Genomic DNA, 18,313 nt, shown 5'->3' with positions numbered 1-18,313 from the left:
TGTGTGTGCAAATATGCGAAAGCTAATTCATATATGTTTTGGTGTAATAAAAAACCAAGAAGCGTTTAAGCTCCAAGAAAGTTAAATACGACCTTGAAGCTTAAAATGAGAGATGGTATCTACAGGTGTTTAGCTTGGCCTTATTTAAAAGCCAAAGCGCGATATGCAATCGCACCTACGCTTTTGTTAAGAGTGGTGTTTACATTAATGTAGGTGAGGTTTTATACCTCGCTTAAAAATACATTTTTTACCACAGGAAAGTGAATTACTGTTCAATGTAGCGCTTAAAAGTAATGAGGCAATTAATCCTGCTATTCGCCTCATTGCATGAGGCAAATAAATTGTTATTCGCCTCACCATGTGAGGCGAATAGGTGTTTAGGCGAGCTTTGCAGTGTTGATTGAGGTAATGATCTAGTTACTAGAGGGCAAAGCGCGATGTAAAATCGCACCTACGGTTTTTTTCTGTGCAGTGGTTTAATTATTGTAGGTGAGGTTTTATCTATGAATCTTTGTTTAGCTCTGTAATCGCTTTAATACTAAATGCGTGCATAGTTATGTAGTGTTGCTTTTTAATGATTGTTTTAACGATACTTTGATCAATATTTAAGTAATCGTGAACAAGAGCATTTCGTAAGCCTATAATTTTACGCCATGACAGTAGTTCTGCCTCGCTCAAAAAGCCTAAATTAGTAAGTTCGCTAAATGTTTGATAGGCGTTGCTACTGGTACTACTTTTGTGCTGCTTAAGCCAATGCTTTGATAAACCAATACACACCTCGGTCATTAACTGTAGTAATCGCTCTGCAGCTCGGTAGTCTCTGCTATTAAGTGAATCGATTTGACTGAGTTCGTCGAGTTCTTGCATATATTCGTCAATATGGCGTGTTACTTCACTTAAATAAAGTGTAATTCCGGTATCAGTCATGTTTACTCGCTATGGTTTCAAATTCGAACTGGCTATATATACGCTGCTGCTCTTTCATCGCTCTAACACTATTATTGCTTATAATTATTTTTCCATATTCAATAACGTTGAAAGCTAAATAACTTGGAATAATATTTATATCAACAATCGAAATAAGTTGTTCGTTAAGATTAAGTGCATTACTTATTTCAAGCTCAAGCTCTTTTGGCCTAAGGCGTTTATCGAACGATTCCAGATCAAAGTTTTTAAATGCTATGGCTAAGTCAATGTCACTATGAGGCTGAGCTGTCCCTTTTGCATGGGAGCCATATAGCCAAACTACATCAATGTCGGTGTTTTGATGTAAATACTCAATTATTTTTTGTATAACTTCATTTGCCACGAAAAAGTAACCATTGATAAAAACAGTAATAATAACCTATCAGTTTTATAGTGAACATTAAAACTGATATTTGTTTTATTTAATTTAAAAGCTTCGCTTTTCGCGCGAGCAAGCTTTGCGCCTACAGGAGTTTAGGCGGGCTTTGTAGCGTTGATTGGGAGTTATGAGCCGTTACTAAAGAGCTAAGTGCGATGTAAAATCGCACCTACAATTTAAAAGCTTCGGTTTCCTCTTATTCCAACCGCGTTACTTTCACTTTTATTTTTCCGGAATTAGCGCCGTAAAAGCGGCTTAAGTCGTTTGCAAATGGGCAAAACTCGCCAGATTTATCCATTTTAATATCGGCGCCGTTGGCTATTTCAAAAAGGTGGTCGTCGTTTTTATTTATAGCACCAATAAGTGAAAACCATTGTGCACGAGGAAATCGTCTAAATGGTTCAAGCACAGCCATGGGGATTTCTTTTACGCCAAGTTGTACGTTATCGCGGTTCCAGCCTAATGGCGTGCACTTTATGCCATCGTCAAACCAGTATTGATTTGGGTATGGAGTAAAGCGGTACGTAGCGCCTTGCTCTAGCATAAGGCCGGTTGCGTTATATTGCTCTGAGGCAAATACCATTACATCTTGGCTTTGGTTAATGCTCAGCACATTCATGTTTTGATTAGCCAGTTCTATATGTTGGCTTAAACCAATAAAGCTAAGTGTGGTGTTGTCGTTATAGCTAATTTTGTAATGCAGTTTTTTAAGCGATTCTGGGCGGTAACTGGTTAGCTTATTAATGCGTTCGGCTACGCTGAAGTGCACTAAAGGCTCAAGGTTGCTGGCTTCGTCATCAATTAATACATAGCACTGCCTATCTACTAATTTAAAAAATGGGTTAAACCAAAAGTAATTTTGTTGATGACTTAATGCGAGCGGATCGGGCGTTACGGTTACGTCATCTTGTGCTACTAAGTTGCTATCGGGGAGTAGGGTTTCGTAATCTATATCGTGGCTAGTGAGTAACGAAATATTAAGCGGTTGTTCTATTAACCACTCAAGTGCGTAGCGCAAGCAAATATCGGCTAGGCCATCGCGGTAGTAACCGCCGCCAATGTCTGAATGCGCTCCTGCAAACCATAGCTCGGTAATATTGCTTTGATGGTTCATGAGTGTGGGTTCAAACGCGCGGCGTTTTTCATCAAGGGCTACGCAGTGCAGCGCGTGAGTAATGTTGTTGGCAATGGTGTGGTTTTCAAAAATAACGTGCTCTGCGCCGCGTGTGGCTTTACTTACTTTTGATAAGCCAATAGAGGCGACGGTATCAAATACACATACGTAAACATTATCAGCAATTAAAGGCTCTAGGATTTTGGCAAAGCGCCTAGCAAGTGCACCGCCTCGGCTAAAACCCGTTAGCAGTATGGCATCGCCTATTAGGTAGTGAGCTTTAAAGTCGCTTAATGCTTGATTTAAAATACTGGCTACGTCGTCACCACGAGGTGCAAGGGTTTGGTTTAAAATGCGTTTAAGGCGGCTGCCTTTAGTGCCAATACCTTGATAATAAAAACTGAGTTGGTTAGCAAAAGGAGTAATGGGGGAGTCTTCTAATTTACCGCCAAGCAGTAAATGCAATTTTAGAATGTTGGTAATATTAGAGTCTTCTTTAAAATGCTCTGAGCTAAATTGCTCTGCATCACGGGGCTCGTTTCCTGTGCCGTCAAAATTAAAAATTAGCGTTTTACCCGTCATAACCCAATTTCCTTAGTTGTTTTAAATACTCTACACAGACAATGTTAAATATTAAAGACAATATTTTGGTTAGTAACAAATACGCCAACTAATTTGTTGGCGTATTAAAAGTGCGGGTTATAGGCTATTAAAAGTATAGTGATTTAGCTGCGTGCCCTCTGCGGGTTTTAATGCGGGGTTTAACTTAATTAATTGCTCGTAAACCTCAGGATAAAACGTTTTTAATCGTGCTGCGCGAGAAAGGTGATTCGGTTCAATTTTTTCAACAAGCTGAAGGGCTAAAGGAATCATTGGGCTTAACTCCCCTTTGGTGTAGCTTTGCTCAAGCGCTAGGTCGAGTATATCTACGCCTAATTTTTCTGAATCAGCGGGTATTTTATTATCAATTAGAAATTGTACTACCTCGACAGAAGACGATACAGCTTGTACATAAACGTCGCGCCCATACGTATCGGTAATCGAAAAATCAAAACCAGCTTGTTTAAGCTTTTGCCATTGCTCAAGCGGAAAACGACTTAATCTTGCTAAATCACTCGGTGGCTTAGGTTCAACTCGGCTTTGCCAGATCGTTATAAAGTCATGAGGCTCTAATAGTAGGAATGTAAAAAGTGTATCGGTTTCTGTTTGAGTTAATGGTGTACTAAGGCTGTACTCATAAGCTTTTTGGTAATCTTTTTTAGACAAATATTGGCTGAACGCGCTATGACTTCTATCGTTTGAAAGCTGATTGCTTAGTATACTCCACCAGTAATTAACTAATACGGGGTCTTGTTCTTGTAAAACATATTCGAAGTTATTACCTTGCTCTTTTTTTACCTCTAGCACCGTATTATATGCTCGCATAGTAGAGTGTAATTGTTCAGTAGCGCTTAACTGCTGCTGTAATAGTTCACAGTTTTGTCTTTTATTATCTAGATCTTTCTTTTGTTGCTTCAAATCTACTAAAAAACGTGCAACATCAGAATTATCGGGCTCACTCACTTGGGGCAATGTGGCGTTGTCTATTTTACCAATAGGGTTAAAGTAAGCATATTGCTCAGGGTTTTCCTGCCCATTAATATAGACGCCTTGCTGGTAAATAAAATCACTTACAAAAGAAACGCCTTTGCTATTTAGGTAGTCACTAGCATTGCCGATATGAGCTTTATAGCCTTGCTCTGTAAGGTAGTTTAACATTTGAGTATGCCTTGCATCTAAAGGGGCTAGCGTTAAGTTACCACTTTTAGGCAGGCTTACTATTGCTACGTCTAAACCCGTAAATAAGCCTGGCTGATTGGTTGGTGTTACGCCTAGTTGCTGCAGTGCTTTTACAAGCGGTAAATTAAACTGGCTTACGGCAATATCAGCCATGTTATATAAAACAGAATTTTCTTCGTACAGCGGCATAGCATCCAGTGCCGGCACCTGCTTCATAAGCGCAAAAATATACTCATTAGGAATGTTGTTTTTAATCGCAGTAGCTACTTCATTTACTGTAAATTGATTAGATGAAATTGCCTGCTCAAACTCTTTTGGCGTAAATTTATTTGCATTAAGCACAAACAATGTAGCCGGGGAAATAACCTCACTGCCTTCAAGTTTAATAAACGTTTTAGAGTAAGTGGTAAATGTATCTGTGTTGTTTAATAAAGCATAAAGGGTTTCTTTTTGTACATTTTCATCAAGGGGTACACTCAGAGTAAGTCCTGGAGGGCTATGCTTATTATCTCCAAGCTGTTGAATCATTTCTTTTACTTTATCATTGGTGAAGCCTTTAATTGCCTCAATGCCTTGCCAATTAGCTAATTCGTTTAAAGAGCTAGTAATATTAAGCTGCTGTTTTTGCTCAGTAACTATGGCATCTCTTAAAAAGGCAATGTATTGACGCTTATTGATTTCTGATAGGTTTGCATACTTTAAAATCGTAGGGACCGACGTCCCTTTTTTAAGCTCACTCACAAAAAATGAAACAAGCGATTGGTTTAAATTATTTATTTTTATATGTTGTTGCTGTGATTGATCTCTGCAAAGGCGAATATCTTTTTTTAGATCTGTGACTATTCGAAGCGGGGTGCCTTCTGCAGGCTGCTTTTTATTAACTAAGTTAGGCTCAGTGGCATTTGGTGCAGCCACGTTGGGCTGCTCTACATCGGCTGTGTTAGGCTGGGTTTTAAATAGATATACTGCCAAAGCCGCTATAATTATAAGTCCGAGAAGTAGCTTTTTCATAACCGCCAATCCTTTGATGTTATTAAAATATTCTCACATCGTACTACTTTAGGTACGCAAAGTGCAAAAAAGCTTTAAGAGATAATACTTATTAACTCTTAAAGCTTTTTTGTGGTTTTGTGAGCGTACTTAATTTATTAGTGCAACTTCATTTTAGGGCGCACTACACGCAACACTTTTTCGCTTATCCATAATGCAAAGGTTTTTGCGCTACCGTGTATGGCGCGTTGGTGCATACGGTATAAAGATATATACATAAAGCGGGCAATTTTACCTTCAATAAAAAAGGTATTGCTGGTTAGATTGCCCATTAAGTTACCTACAGTGCTGTAGCTTGATAAGTTAACAAGTGAGCCATGGTCGCTGTATTTAAAGCCGCGTAGTGGTTGCTGCTTTAGCGTTGCGATTAGATTTTTTTCGACGCACTGCGCCATTTGATGCGCCGATTGTGCGCGTGGTGGTACTTGCTTGCCGTCGGCTTGGGTAAATGCGCAGCAATCGCCTAATACAAAAATGCTTTCGTCTACGGTGCTTTGTAAAAACTCATTTACTTGAATTTGATTGCTACGCGTCAGCTCAAAAATACCTAAGTCTTTTATAAAATCAGGTGCTTTTACGCCTGCCGCCCACACCATTATATCGGCATCAATGTGTTCTTCATCTTTGGTGATAAAGCCTTGTGCGGTACCTTCTTTTACTTGCGTTTGCTCGCGCACGTTTACGCCAAGCTTTAATAGCTCGCGTTTAGCACTAACGGCAATACGCTCTGGTAATGCAGGTAAAATACGCGGGCCAGCTTCAATTAAATGAATATGCAAACGCTTAGACGACATATTTGTTAAGCCATAAAGCTTTAATAGCTCAGACACATGATAAAGCTCAGCTGAGAGCTCAACACCGGTAGCACCGCCGCCAACAATGGCAATATTAAGTGATTGCTGTTGGTTGTCGTCTTGGTGAAGGCGCGTAAAGCTATCTAGTAATGAGTGCTGAAAGCGCTCTGCTTGTTGGTTTGAGTCTAAAAAGTAGCAGTGATCTTTTATACCTGGGGTATTAAAGTCGTTACTTACGCTGCCAATGGCAATGACTAGGTGGTCGTAGCGCACGGTGCGCTCGGGTAAAATTGTGTGGCCTAGCTCGTCTAAAAGTGGTGCAAGGGTAACTGTTTTATTGCTTTGATCTATATTGCAAAAAGTACCAAGTTGAAAGTTATAGTGGTGTTTTGCAGCATGGGCTGAATACACAACGCCATCTAAATCGGGGTCAATAGAGCCTGTCGCTACTTCGTGCAGTAACGGCTTCCATATGTGGGTACGGTTTTTGTCTATTAGTAGAATTTCAGCTTGTTTTTTCTTTCCTAATTTATGGCCTAATTGCGTTGCGAGTTCTAATCCGCCAGCACCACCGCCAATAACGACGATTTTAGGTGTAGTAATATTCATAACGTTGCCCTTAAAAATAATATACCCAAGTGATCTGTATTTTTTATTAGTTTTTTAAGGTGACTTGGGTATCAATAAATTATTTTGGCAACAAGCAGTTACTACTCATTTTATAGTGCTTTAGTTTGCGCTTAAATAAAGGTGATGTCAGCAATAAATAATGTTATTTGTTGTATACTGAGTTGCAAATATTTCATCTACACCGCATTTTTATAAGCATGACTATTGTTTAGCCATTAAAAGGACATTTATGACCACGCCATTAATTCAATCACTTGAGCAGCACTTTGGTTTTAGCCAATTTAGAACAGGGCAACAACAAACTATAGAGCAGCTTTTAAATGGTCAATCGTCGTTGGCTATATTTCCGACCGGTTCGGGTAAATCGTTGTGCTATCAATTAACTGCGTTGCATTTACCAAATTTAACGTTAGTGGTTTCGCCTTTGCTTGCATTGATGAAAGATCAAATTAGCTTTTTAAATAGCAAAGGTATTTACGCGGCTAGCCTTGATTCGAGCCAAGATAAAATGCAAAGCAGCACCGTAATGAATGATGTGCGAAATGGTAAAATTAAAGTACTAATGGTGTCGGTTGAGCGCTTTAAAAACGAGCGTTTTAGAGAGTTTATAAGCCAAGTTAAGCTTTCGATGTTAGTGGTAGACGAAGCGCACTGTATATCAGAATGGGGCCATAACTTTAGACCCGACTACCTTAAACTACCGCGTTACCGCGAAGAGCTTAATATTCCTTTAGTATTGCTGCTTACGGCAACGGCGACTAAAAAAGTTAAACGCGATATGGCAGAGCGATTTGCTATATCGCCTGAGTGCATTGTGCAAACGGGCTTTTATCGCGCCAATTTAGATTTAAGTGTGTTGAGCGTTAAGACCGCCGATAAAAACACCGAGCTTACCAACATTGTGCGCGCGCAAAATGGCCCTGGTATTGTGTATGTAACGCTACAGCAAAGCGCCGAGCAAGTTGCTAATGTGCTAAGTGCACAAGGTGTGCACGCGGTGGCGTATCATGCGGGGCTTGAGGATACGCTACGCTGGCAAATTCAAGATGACTTTATGGCGGGTAAAATTAACGTAGTGGTGGCAACCATAGCCTTTGGTATGGGCGTTGATAAGTCAGATATTCGTTTTGTTATACATTACGATTTACCAAAATCGATTGAAAACTACAGCCAAGAAATTGGCCGAGCAGGGCGCGATGGCAATCCATCAAACTGCTACACCCTTGCCAATTTAGATGGGCTAAATACGGTTGAAAACTTTGTATATGGCGACACCCCTGAGCTTAGCGGTATTGAATACGTAATTAACGATATTCGCCAAAGCCACCAGCAATGGGAAATGCAAGAATACAGTCTTTCAAGCGAAAGTAATATTAGACAACTGGCACTTAAAACCTTACTTGTACAGCTTGAAATCCAAGGCGCTATAACGCCGCAATATGCCTACTACGCTGATTTTAAATATAAATTTTTGGTCGATAAAAACGAGCTACTAAGTCAGTTTGACCAGCAGCGCCAAGCATTTTTAACACAAATATTTAGCCATACCGATTTTAAAAAAATATGGGGCACGCTAAATTTTGACTCCCTTACGCAAGCCGCGCAGGTTGATCGAAAACGCGTAGTGGCAGCCCTTGATTACCTAGCCGAAAAAAACCTAATAACGCTCGAAACCAAACGTATTACCCAAGTATACAAAGTGCATGCAGAGGTTATAAATAACCCAGAACTTGCCCAGCAACTACACGACTACTTTAGTGATAAAGAACAAGCCGAAATTAAACGTATTGCTGCACTGGTACGCTTTTTTGAGCTACAAAGTTGTTTAAGCTATAACTTAGCGCGCTATTTTGACGATCAAAACGCACCACAGCAATGTGGGCATTGTAGTGTGTGTAGAGGCCATGCGGTTAAGCTTGAATACTCTATAGAGCCTGCATATATTGACGAGCAACTTATTTATCAAAAGGTGGATGAGTTTTTAGCGCATATGGCAGACAAAGGTAATCATAATGTGGGTATTGAAACCCAATGCCGCTTTTTAGCGGGGATGAGTGTGCCATTATTTGCGCGTAATAAAGTGCGCCAATTGAGTGGTTTTGCACTGTGCGAGCAAATGCGTTACAGCGATATAAAAGCAAAACTACTAGCGCGTTAAATTAGTTACTGTATCCTAGTGGCTTATTCAAAAAAGTAAGCCACTATGCCTCATATTGTTATTCCTGTTGAAAATATTTCTACTACCCCAGAGCCTGTTACGTGTGCTAACTGCCAAGCCTGTTGTTGCCAATTAGAAGTGCGCATAGTAACCGACACCGGCGTGCCATTTAACTACATTGAATACGATAAATGGGGCAGCGAAGTAATGAAACGCGCTGACGACGGTTGGTGCCAAGCACTCGACCGCAATACGCTTATGTGCTCCATTTACGAAAACCGCCCATTAGTTTGCCGCGAGTTTGAAATGGCCTCAGACGAGTGCATTACCGAGCGCGATTTAGCGGGTATATAGTCCGCTATTATTAAAGTACATAAACAACAAAGGGGCTTAAAAGCCCCTTTGTTTATTGTTTACTATAAAAATTAAACTTTAAAGTAGCTAATATACTTTTTAAGCGTGTTTGAAAGGTCAGCTAATGCAACGGCTTCTTGTGCGTTACTGTTAAGAGACATGCTGGTTTCTTTGGACATACTGGCAATTTCTTCCACGCCGGTACTAATTTGCGCCACGGTGGCTACTTGGTTTGATGTTGATTCAACAATTTCAAGCACGTTACTTAATGAGTCGTTAGCTTGTTGCTGTATTTGATGCAGTAACTCGTTTGCTTCGTGGGTAAGCGTTAGGCCATTTTCTACTTGCGGTACTGTGGTTTCCATAGCTGTTACCGACGCTTGCGTGTTTTCTTGCACTTGCAAAATCATCTTTTCAATGTCGCCTGTTGCATCACCGGTACGCTGGGCAAGTTGCCTTACCTCGTCAGCTACAACAGCAAAACCTCGGCCAGTTTCGCCTGCTCTTGCAGCTTCTATTGCCGCATTTAGTGCAAGCAAGTTTGTTTGATCAGAAATGCTGCGGATCACACTTAAAATATCGCCAATGTGTTTTACATGTTCTTGCAGCACGTTTACTTGGGTAACTGTGGCTTTTACGGTTACAGAAATTTGCTCAATTTCGGCCGCTACTTTTTGCACTGCAATACTACCTTGCTGCGATAGTTGTGCAGTTACTTTTGAGTTATCTTCGGTTTGTTTAACAGAGCCTGCAACTGCATTAATACTGCGGCTCATTTCTTCTAGGCTGCTTACTGCCGAGTTTGTATAGGTTACTTGTGCGTCAGCGGCACTAAGTGCTTGCTGCGAGCCAGACGCTACGCTTGCAGAGTGCGTAGAAAGCTCTTCAGATGAGTTAATAATGCTATCTACAATGGTTTTTAGTTTAGATTGCATCACCCCTACAGAAGCCATCATGCTATTTGGGCAACACGACTGTACATCACCTCTTAAGTCTCCTTGGGCAATAAGGGCAATTACTTCGGCGGCTTCTTGTGGTTCGCCACCTACTGACTTTCTGATCAGTTGGCTAATAACATACGCAACGCTTGCACCTATTAAAATTGCAAGCGCGGTGAGCGAAATCATCCAAATTTCAAATGAACTGGCAATATCGAGAGTATTAATAGTAGTGGTTTGATTTGCTTGCTCTTGCAGGTTTATAAATTGGTTTATAACATTTAGCCACTGGGTAAACGCAGGGCGCGCATCGGTTAATAAAATGCGTTTAGCTTCGTTTAGGTTTCCTGCATTTTTAGCGTTTATTACACCTTGAATGAAAGGCTGAGTGCGCTGCTCTATTTGATTTATTTTATTAATTAAAGCGCGCTCTTCACTATTCATATCACCCATTAGCTTAGCCATAGCGCGGCTTGACGTTTGGTAAAATGCGTTTAGCTCTTGTATGTTATTTAACACGGTACTTAAACTGCTTTGCTCGGTAATTAGCACTACGTCGCGCACGGCTATTGCTCTGTCGTGTACGCTGCCTCTGAAGTTAATTGCGTAACGTTGCTTTACCGAATTTACGTCGGTCATGTGGGTAATGTTATTATTAATAAGGCTAACGCGCGAAATTCCAATAATGGTTAAAATAATCATCATTGATAAAATTACGCCAAAGCCGGTCGTTAAACGCATGTTTATGGTCATGGTTGATCCCAAGGGTGAGTCAATACGCGCAAGAGCAGCTTGTATTATTAGTGAAAATACTTAAACAATAGCAGCATTATGCCTTATTAATTAAAGTTTTATTAGCAATAAGGTAGGTGATTGTTAATTTAGTTTACAAGCGTAACTTTGGCGGGGCATATTTTACAGGTATTAAAAAAGGAGCAAAATGCTCCTTAGTGTTATATAAAAATATTATATAAAGGTTTAGTCGTACTTTGCTTCTAGCTCATTAGCTGTATGAAACTTCTCATGGCTTTGTAATTGCTCGTCGTATTTTACGAGGTTTTTAAAGTGCGCTAATTGACCTGAGTTTTTAACTATTTCAACAATAAACGACATCATAAAGTCAGCGCCCGTTAGGGTATCGCCCACTAAATAACGTTTACCTTCTAGGCGGTCGTTAAAGTAGCTAATTACTTTAGCTGTTTCAGCGTCGGCATAGCCTTCTAAAAACTGCGTTTTAGCGCCGTCTTTTAGTACAAACATTTTAAGTAAAAGCGGTAAAATTGCTGAGCTTTCTGCAAAGTGCAGCCACTGTTGGTAGTCAACATATTCAGCGGTATCTACTTTTGGAGCAAATTCACCATTGCCGTATTTAGTAATAAGGTAGTCTGTAATAGCGCCTGATTCAGCAATAATTAAACCGCCGTCTTCAATTACCGGTGACTTACCAAGTTGATGAATATGCTTTAGTTCATCAGGCGCTAAAAATGTATCTTTATTACGCTGATAAGCCACAATTTCGTAGTCAACATCTAGTTCTTCTAAAAGCCAAATTATACGTTTAGAACGGGATTTATTTAAATGGTGTAGTTTAATCATGTCAGTCCTTTTTTGGCTTGTAAGGGCTTTGCCTTACAAGCCGTATAAAATTAAAGTGGGTTATTAATTTTAACCACAGTTTTACCAAAGTTTTTACCGCATATCATATCGTTGAACGCGTCTACTGTATTTTCGATGCCTTCTACCATGTGCTCACGGTATTGAATTTTTCCGTCTTGTAGCCATTTTTGCATGTCTTGTGCAAACTCGTCGTAACGGTCGCCGTAATCATCAAAAATGATAAAGCCTTGCATTTTAATACGCTTAGTAAGCAATTGACCCATTAGCATACCTAAACGGTCTGGGCCTTCTGGCAAGCTAGTTGCGTTATATTGCGATACTAAACCACACAATGGTACGCGTGCTGCGGTATTTAGTAATGGTAGTACGGCGTCGAATACTTTACCGCCCACATTTTCGTAGTAAACATCAATGCCTTTATCACAGGCTTTTTCTAACTGCTCTGCAAAGTCATCAGCTTTGTGATCAATACAGGCATCAAACCCTAGTTTTTCAACGGCGTGTGCACATTTTTCGCTACCACCAGCAACACCCACTACTTTACAGCCTTTAATTTTAGCTATTTGACCAACCGTTGCGCCTACAGGGCCTGTTGCTGCTGCAACAACTACGGTTTCGCCTTCTTTAGGCTGGCCAATATCAAGTAAACCCATGTAAGCAGTAAAGCCAGGCATACCCATAATACCTAATGCGTATGAAGGGTTTGCAGGCTCTTTACCTAACTGCATTAAGCCTTCGCCGTCGGTAATGGCGTAGTCTTGCCAACCTGTGTAGGCAAGTACCCATTCGCCTTCGTTAAACTTATCGTTTTTAGACTCTTCTACTTGGCACACTGTTGCGCCAACCATTACATCGCCAATATTAACAGGGTCAGCATACGACTTAGCATCGCTCATACGACCACGCATGTACGGGTCTAGCGATAGGTAAATAGTACGTAGTAAAACTTCACCGTCTTTTAAAGCCGGAAGCTCTACCGTTTTTAATTTAAAGTTTTCATCTTTTGGAGCGCCATTAGGGCGTGATTCAAGAGTAAGTTGGCGACTAGTCGTAGACATATAAGATCTCCTATTAATATAAATAAACTACTTACCGAATGTTTACGTTTTAAAAATCGTGTTCAGCTAAACAATAATGCGCGGCTAAGCAGTATGAATATGTACAATGCGTACCTTAATAAAGGAGTTTTGGGCGGGTGGTTGATAATTCAACCTTTGCGCAGATTTAATTAGAGTAATTAGTCTGCTTTGAGCTTACTAAATATATGATTGTTGTAAAGTACCCCGTTTTTATAAATGGCCTGTTTAAGCACAGCCTCTTGCTCAAAGCCGCTCTTAGTAAGTGCTTTCATAGAGCCGGTATTACCAGCAATCACGGCACCAAAAATTCTGTTCAAGTGTGAGCTTGCAAACGCTTCATTGCATATAAGTTCAATAGCGCGAGTAATAATACCTTGCCCCCAATAGGCTTTATTAAGCCAATAACCAATTTCGCCACTGCGTTTGTATTCAAATTCGCCGGGAGTTATACCAATACAGCCCGCAAATTGCCCATTTACAACAATGGCCTTAATAATGCCGTTTTTTGAGCCTTGGCTTATCCACCAGTTTGCATCGGCTTGCGTATACGGAAACGGAATTTTTGACGATAAATAACGCGTTACCTGTTCATCATTTAAGGTGTTAATAATAAAAGGCGCGTCTTGGGCTTTAAACTCTCTGAGGGTGATCATATTTTTTCATAAATTTTTAGTATGCACACTAACTTAACAATCATTTAAGAGTTAAACAATCAGAACCTAAATTAAACGCTTTACGGCTATTACTTTGTTTTAAAGTCCTCTAATATAAGCAAAATATTACACCTATTTTAGATGCCATTATGCACCCTCACATTAAAGCGCTTTATAACAGCGCCCTAAAACCAAGCCGTTTAATTATTGGTTTAATGAGCGGCACCTCGTTGGATGGGCTTGATGTTGCACTGTGTAAAATAACGGGCGCTGGCTTAAATACTCACATTGAGGTTTTAAATTTTACCACCGTTGACTACAACGACGATTATAAAACTAAAATAAAGCAGGTATTTGCCAAACGAGAGTGCGATTTAGAGCTTGTAACTTTACTGCACCCGTGGGTAGGTAAACTCCATGGCGATATGGTTAACCAGTGCTTACATACTTGGCAAATAGACCCGGCAAGTATTGATGTAATAGCAAGTCACGGGCAAACCATTTACCACTGCCCGCAGTCGCAGCATAATCACAAAAGCTTTACTAATGGCACCTTACAAATTGGCGATAGCGACCAAATAGCCGTTACTACGGGTATTACAACCATTGGTGATTTTAGGCAAAAACACATAGCCGCAGGAGGCGAGGGCGCACCACTTGCTGTGTATGGCGATTATTTGTATTTTTCGAGCGCTGTGGAGAGTCGGATTTTGCTAAATATGGGCGGCATAGCTAACTTAACGTTTTTACCCAAAAATGGTGATGCAAACCGTGTGTTTAGCTCCGACATTGGCCCCGGTAATACCATTATGGATGCCTACGTACAGCAACATTTTAAAGATATGCATTATGACGATGGCGCAAAAATAGCTAAAGCAGGCAAGGTAAATACACCATTATTAAATGCATTGTGTAATAACGCATTTTTTAAACTCCCAATGCCTAAAACCACAGGGCCTGAGGTATTTAACTTAGCGTATTTAAACACCGCACAGCAGCTTACAAATACACAGCACTTAAGCCATGAAGATGTAATGGCCACCTTAAATACCTTTACAGCAACCGCTATAGCAAATGCATTAAACGAGTGTGCAGAGCGCGCACAAAGTTGTGTGGTGTATGCAAGTGGTGGGGGTATTCATAACCCATTACTAATGGCGCAACTTACAACGCTTTGCCCACGTATTAAGGCTTTTAAAAATACCGACGATTTAGGTATTAACCCTGATGCAAAAGAGGCTGTGTTATTTGCTATTTTAGCAAACGAATGCCTAGCCGGAGAGCAGCAACACCTAAGCAACACCGCACAAGGTATTGCGGGAGTTACTATGGGTAAAGTAAGTTTTGCAGACTAGGGCGTGTTGGTCTTTGTGGATTGAAATTTGTTCAATCTAGAGGCGATTAAATCGCGGCGCGAGGTTTGTAACCTAGTGGGCTAAGTAAAAACCGAGCAAAGCTTCGCGTCCTGCTCACGCCCCTTACCTACATCCATGTAGGCAACAAAGAGTTAATCGTCCCTAGAAAGAACCCAAAGGGCAGTGCATGTTTGGTATTTATGCTGCGTTATCGCCTATTTATGGGGAGTAACCACACTACATAGGCTCTGCCTTGCCTAAAAACCAAACATACTGCTGTAAATTCACCCACCAAAGTTCAACACGCCCTAACAACTTATAAGTAGTGTCGCGTAATGTAAGTGCAGTCAGCACTAAAACAGCGATAAAAACGTAGAACCCATACTCGCAAAGTAGCTACGAACGCCCTGTGACTTGGTATGTTCAGTTTTTATTTGCTCAGGGATATAGCCTTGCTCAAATGCTTTAATGTACACATCGAGTTGCTGGCTTTCTTTTAAGGTCGTGTTTTTTCCGTGCAGCATCATTTGCACTACAAAACACTGGCTTTGTGTAATGTTACTTAAAGTAAGATTTACAGTACCAGATTCAAGGTCTGCATTGCTCAGCGTTTTTTCAGTAAAATACTGCGCCCCACGCGCACTGGGCTGCGTTGCACTTAGTGAAATAACATCGCTCTCATTTGCGCCATCAGGCAACACACACTGCAGCGTAATGTTATGCGCAGCATTGGCTTTTAGCGATAGCTTTTCATATTCCATAGCGTGGCTCATCGCCGCAGACATAGAATCATCAAATGATTGCAGTGCAAATGTTAGTTGCACTAAGGGTGTACTCATCTTACTTAATCTTCTTGAGTCTATTCATTTATCGGATAGAGATTATCGCGGATCAAAGTTACAGATTTATGACTAATTACATTATTTAGTACAATTATTGAGTAGTTTGATCAAAGAGGATCTTTTTGTTCTTTCTCATCCAACTTTGGAATGTTTTATCACACATCTGGAATGAAGAGCCATATGTGGCAGTGCTTGTAGCGATGGTGCTTCCGTTCCTTATTTGGGTTCTTTTCATAGGGGACAGAATTTTGTTTTTAGGCTTAAACTAATTAAACAGAGATTCCCAACTAAAATTCTATACTTTATCTTTTTTGGTTTATTACTGTATGGATAGCGGTTTATTGTTGTACCTCATATTAATAGAGCGGTGTTAGCGGCCAAGATAAATGTCGCAATGCAAATGTTCTAAGGCGGTTATGAGCGAAAACCAGTTATTGAGATTGGCTAAATATAGTAGTTAATTGATTGGTCAAACTGCTTTTTGCGCATATATTCATGAAAATGCGCGCTGCGCGCAAATTGGATTATTAACTTCACCTAAAAACTTTAGAAAACTTAGTTATAGTAATACCTTAGGTAATTTGCTAAAACTATATAAAGTAGATAGATGAGCGTTATGTCGGCAGAAATATGCTTGATGAGCGTACTATTAAATTGCTAGGTGTTCGGCAGATCTTACAGTAGGGATATAACTTGAAAATTAGACACTTAGAAGAATTTGATCATAAAGATCTTCATAATATTTATAGCTTTACGGAAGTAATGGCAAATACATCACAACTTCCTTTTTTGAGCTCTTCGCAAGTTTCAAATCTCTTTTCAGCATCAAATCAATACACGTTAGTCGCAGAAGTTGATGGTAAGGTGGTTGGACACGTGACGCTATTCCTAACGGATAAAGTTCGGGATAAGCATACTGCTTCTATTGCCACCGCTGTTCACCCTGAAAGTCACGGACAAGGTGTCGGAAAAGCCTTGATGCATGAAGCAATCAATCAAGCTGATAATTGGCTTAATTTAGTTCGTGTTGAATTAGAGGTTCATGCTGATAATCTTTCAGCCAAAGCTCTGTATGAAAAGGTAGGCTTTGAAACTGAGGGCATTAAGCGTTTGAGTACATTCAAAAGTGGACGGTATATAGATATGGTTATCATGTCCAGAATCAGCCCTGCACATGGAATGAACGCATAACAAAGCGTTTAAGGCAGATTCGCAACGCATGGCATTCTTGGTTCAAATGAGTTTTGTGTTTACGGTGTAATGGTTTAGGTTAGACGTAGGCGTCACTCACTACTTAACGCGGCGTTATGTTGTTTTGCAAGTTAGTAGGAATTTTTAAAGGGATTTGAATTGAATGAAATTTTTCAAACTTACAGTGATAATATTATTTGCTTTAATTATTGGTGCAGCACTGTCATACCAGAAAATCATCTCAGACATATTGATACCGCAGTATGTTGACTGGGCTTATGAAACTGAAAAAAAAGGCTCGGAGTCAGGAGGTCCGCTAAATTCACGAGAATTAGCTTTGGCAGCTGATATAGAAATTCAAAAACCAGAGAAAGTCAGGATTGTACATGTTGAAGAAGTACCCTTTCCATTCGAAAACTTCGCTCTAAAAACACTAGGTGAAGCACTAGGTTTTATTGGTGAAGGTATTACCAATAACGCTCAGGCTTTCGGGTATTCTATTTATGTTCGTAATGGATATGAGCTCAATAGGCCAAAATTGGCTCATGAATTGGTTCATGTGCTACAAATCGAAAGATCTAGTCTTGACCAAGTGATAACTCAGCACTTCTCTGACATAGCTGAATTTGGTTATGACAAAGCACCTTTAGAAGTCGAGGCTTTTAAAGCAAATAAACAGTATGCAGCTGATTGGTAATTAAACGTTGAAAAATCACATTAAGTCGGTCGCAAGCTCCCTGGGACAGTAATACGTGGACTCAGTCGCTTCGCTCCAAATTTTAGCCCACGTGTTATTGCCCCTAAGCGGGATGTTAGTTGGCTTCAACCTAGTCAGCAGCACGGAACAAGTTTTCGGAGTATTTAAAAGTGGACTTTGTTATAGGCTTAATTCCATTTTTATTGTTCTATGTTTTAGTGAATTATATCCAAAGCACTATTGGGTATTACCCTAAACTAGCTAGAGAATATAAAACGGATTTAAGCATTTCGGATTCATCTATTTTTAAATCACGCAGTATGTACCTGACAAATATTGCAGATATTTCTCGTGAGAAAAACAGTGAATATAGGACTTGGCTAAATATCAAATCATTTGAGCAAGGGGTATTTATAAGCCAAAAACGGATGCTGATTCTACTATTTCCCAAGAGTTTTTTTATACCATGGGAGCAAATTAGCTTAATAAAAGAGAAAACTAATTTTCTTAAAAATCAATATCTTTATAAAGTCGAATATAAAAAAGAACCTATTTATATCATTACGAAATTCGATTTGTTAAAAAGCTCAACTAACAAGTGACTATGGTGTCAATTCCTAATTTAAAACCATTTTAGGATCCCACATGACACCATCCCTCACCATAGAATTTATGATTACTATAAGCTTTCTTATACAGGCAATAATAGCCACTTTT

General features: G+C 39.9%; 16 protein-coding genes and 1 pseudogene. 6 read left to right on the top strand and 11 right to left on the bottom strand.

The genetic code is table 11. The features are described 5' to 3' along the window. Positions 1-501 precede the first annotated feature (501 nt). From H5117_RS19455 to H5117_RS19435, 5 genes are all read right to left on the bottom strand, one after another. Complete coding sequence (locus tag H5117_RS19455; RefSeq protein WP_033037879.1) at positions 502-927, bottom strand: type VII toxin-antitoxin system HepT family RNase toxin; 426 nt, start codon at positions 925-927, stop codon at positions 502-504. Then, a complete protein-coding gene (locus H5117_RS19450; protein WP_002962075.1) occupies positions 920-1,309 on the bottom strand; it encodes a type VII toxin-antitoxin system MntA family adenylyltransferase antitoxin in 390 nt (129 codons plus the stop codon). The genes H5117_RS19455 and H5117_RS19450 overlap by 8 nt, the downstream gene beginning before the upstream one ends. 232 nt (positions 1,310-1,541) lie before the next feature. Next, positions 1,542-3,041, bottom strand: coding sequence for a DUF2235 domain-containing protein (locus H5117_RS19445; protein WP_182738937.1), 1,500 nt, complete (start codon positions 3,039-3,041; stop codon positions 1,542-1,544). A 117-nt stretch (positions 3,042-3,158) separates the two neighbouring features. Further along, entirely contained in the window at positions 3,159-5,249 is a 2,091-nt protein-coding gene (locus tag H5117_RS19440; RefSeq protein WP_182738936.1) for a cupric reductase, read from the bottom strand. A gap of 137 nt (positions 5,250-5,386) precedes the next feature. Then, positions 5,387-6,691 carry an NAD(P)/FAD-dependent oxidoreductase gene (locus tag H5117_RS19435; protein WP_002962796.1) on the bottom strand — a complete coding sequence of 435 codons (1,305 nt, stop codon included), beginning with the start codon at positions 6,689-6,691 and terminating at the stop codon, positions 5,387-5,389. 250 nt (positions 6,692-6,941) lie between these two features. Here H5117_RS19435 and H5117_RS19430 point away from each other — a divergent pair, with 250 nt between their 5' ends. Both H5117_RS19430 and H5117_RS19425 read left to right on the top strand, forming a co-directional pair. After that, entirely contained in the window at positions 6,942-8,870 is a 1,929-nt protein-coding gene (locus H5117_RS19430) for an ATP-dependent DNA helicase RecQ (protein WP_182738935.1), read from the top strand. Positions 8,871-8,915: 45 nt separating this feature from the next. Then, positions 8,916-9,224, top strand: a complete 309-nt coding sequence (locus H5117_RS19425; RefSeq protein ID WP_002962790.1) for a YkgJ family cysteine cluster protein — start codon at positions 8,916-8,918, stop codon at positions 9,222-9,224. Between the two features lie 71 nt (positions 9,225-9,295). Here H5117_RS19425 and H5117_RS19420 read toward each other — a convergent pair whose 3' ends face one another. The 4 genes from H5117_RS19420 to H5117_RS19405 all read right to left on the bottom strand — a co-directional run bounded on the left by H5117_RS19420 (position 9,296) and on the right by H5117_RS19405 (position 13,511). Then, positions 9,296-10,915 carry a methyl-accepting chemotaxis protein gene (locus H5117_RS19420; protein ID WP_182738934.1) on the bottom strand — a complete coding sequence of 540 codons (1,620 nt, stop codon included), beginning with the start codon at positions 10,913-10,915 and terminating at the stop codon, positions 9,296-9,298. 225 nt (positions 10,916-11,140) lie between these two features. Continuing rightward, positions 11,141-11,758 carry a glutathione S-transferase family protein gene (locus H5117_RS19415; RefSeq protein WP_182733126.1) on the bottom strand — a complete coding sequence of 206 codons (618 nt, stop codon included), beginning with the start codon at positions 11,756-11,758 and terminating at the stop codon, positions 11,141-11,143. Between the two features lie 50 nt (positions 11,759-11,808). Continuing rightward, a complete protein-coding gene (locus H5117_RS19410; RefSeq protein WP_182693830.1) occupies positions 11,809-12,837 on the bottom strand; it encodes an NADP-dependent oxidoreductase in 1,029 nt (342 codons plus the stop codon). A 179-nt stretch (positions 12,838-13,016) separates the two neighbouring features. Next, positions 13,017-13,511, bottom strand: a complete 495-nt coding sequence (locus H5117_RS19405; RefSeq protein WP_182738933.1) for a GNAT family N-acetyltransferase — start codon at positions 13,509-13,511, stop codon at positions 13,017-13,019. A 149-nt stretch (positions 13,512-13,660) separates the two neighbouring features. Between H5117_RS19405 and H5117_RS19400 the strand changes: the two genes are divergently transcribed. Further along, the gene (locus H5117_RS19400) at positions 13,661-14,866 is read left to right on the top strand and encodes an anhydro-N-acetylmuramic acid kinase (RefSeq protein ID WP_182738932.1); all 1,206 of its coding nucleotides are present in this window, start codon (positions 13,661-13,663) and stop codon (positions 14,864-14,866) included. Between the two features lie 353 nt (positions 14,867-15,219). Here H5117_RS19400 and H5117_RS19395 read toward each other — a convergent pair whose 3' ends face one another. After that, complete coding sequence (locus H5117_RS19395) at positions 15,220-15,705, bottom strand: hypothetical protein (protein ID WP_010554987.1); 486 nt, start codon at positions 15,703-15,705, stop codon at positions 15,220-15,222. A gap of 696 nt (positions 15,706-16,401) precedes the next feature. Between H5117_RS19395 and H5117_RS19390 the strand changes: the two genes are divergently transcribed. The 3 genes from H5117_RS19390 (at position 16,402) to H5117_RS19380 (ending at position 18,198) form a co-directional block, all read left to right on the top strand. Continuing rightward, positions 16,402-16,899, top strand: coding sequence for a GNAT family N-acetyltransferase (locus H5117_RS19390; RefSeq protein ID WP_182738931.1), 498 nt, complete (start codon positions 16,402-16,404; stop codon positions 16,897-16,899). 163 nt (positions 16,900-17,062) lie between these two features. Continuing rightward, positions 17,063-17,596, top strand: a complete 534-nt coding sequence (locus tag H5117_RS19385) for a hypothetical protein (protein ID WP_182738930.1) — start codon at positions 17,063-17,065, stop codon at positions 17,594-17,596. Positions 17,597-17,766: 170 nt separating this feature from the next. Further along, on the top strand, positions 17,767-18,198 hold the full coding sequence (locus H5117_RS19380; protein WP_182738929.1) for a hypothetical protein: 432 nt from the start codon (positions 17,767-17,769) through the stop codon (positions 18,196-18,198). A 15-nt stretch (positions 18,199-18,213) separates the two neighbouring features. Here H5117_RS19380 and H5117_RS19375 read toward each other — a convergent pair. Then, positions 18,214-18,313 (bottom strand): annotated as a pseudogene (locus H5117_RS19375) (IS110 family transposase); the annotation flags it as partial.

Origin of the sequence: Pseudoalteromonas sp. SG45-1, from assembly GCF_014164135.1 — a bacterium.
Classification (GTDB): domain Bacteria; phylum Pseudomonadota; class Gammaproteobacteria; order Enterobacterales; family Alteromonadaceae; genus Pseudoalteromonas; species Pseudoalteromonas distincta.
Note: the sequence above shows the minus strand (reverse complement) of the source record. Positions and strands in the feature narration are given on the sequence as shown.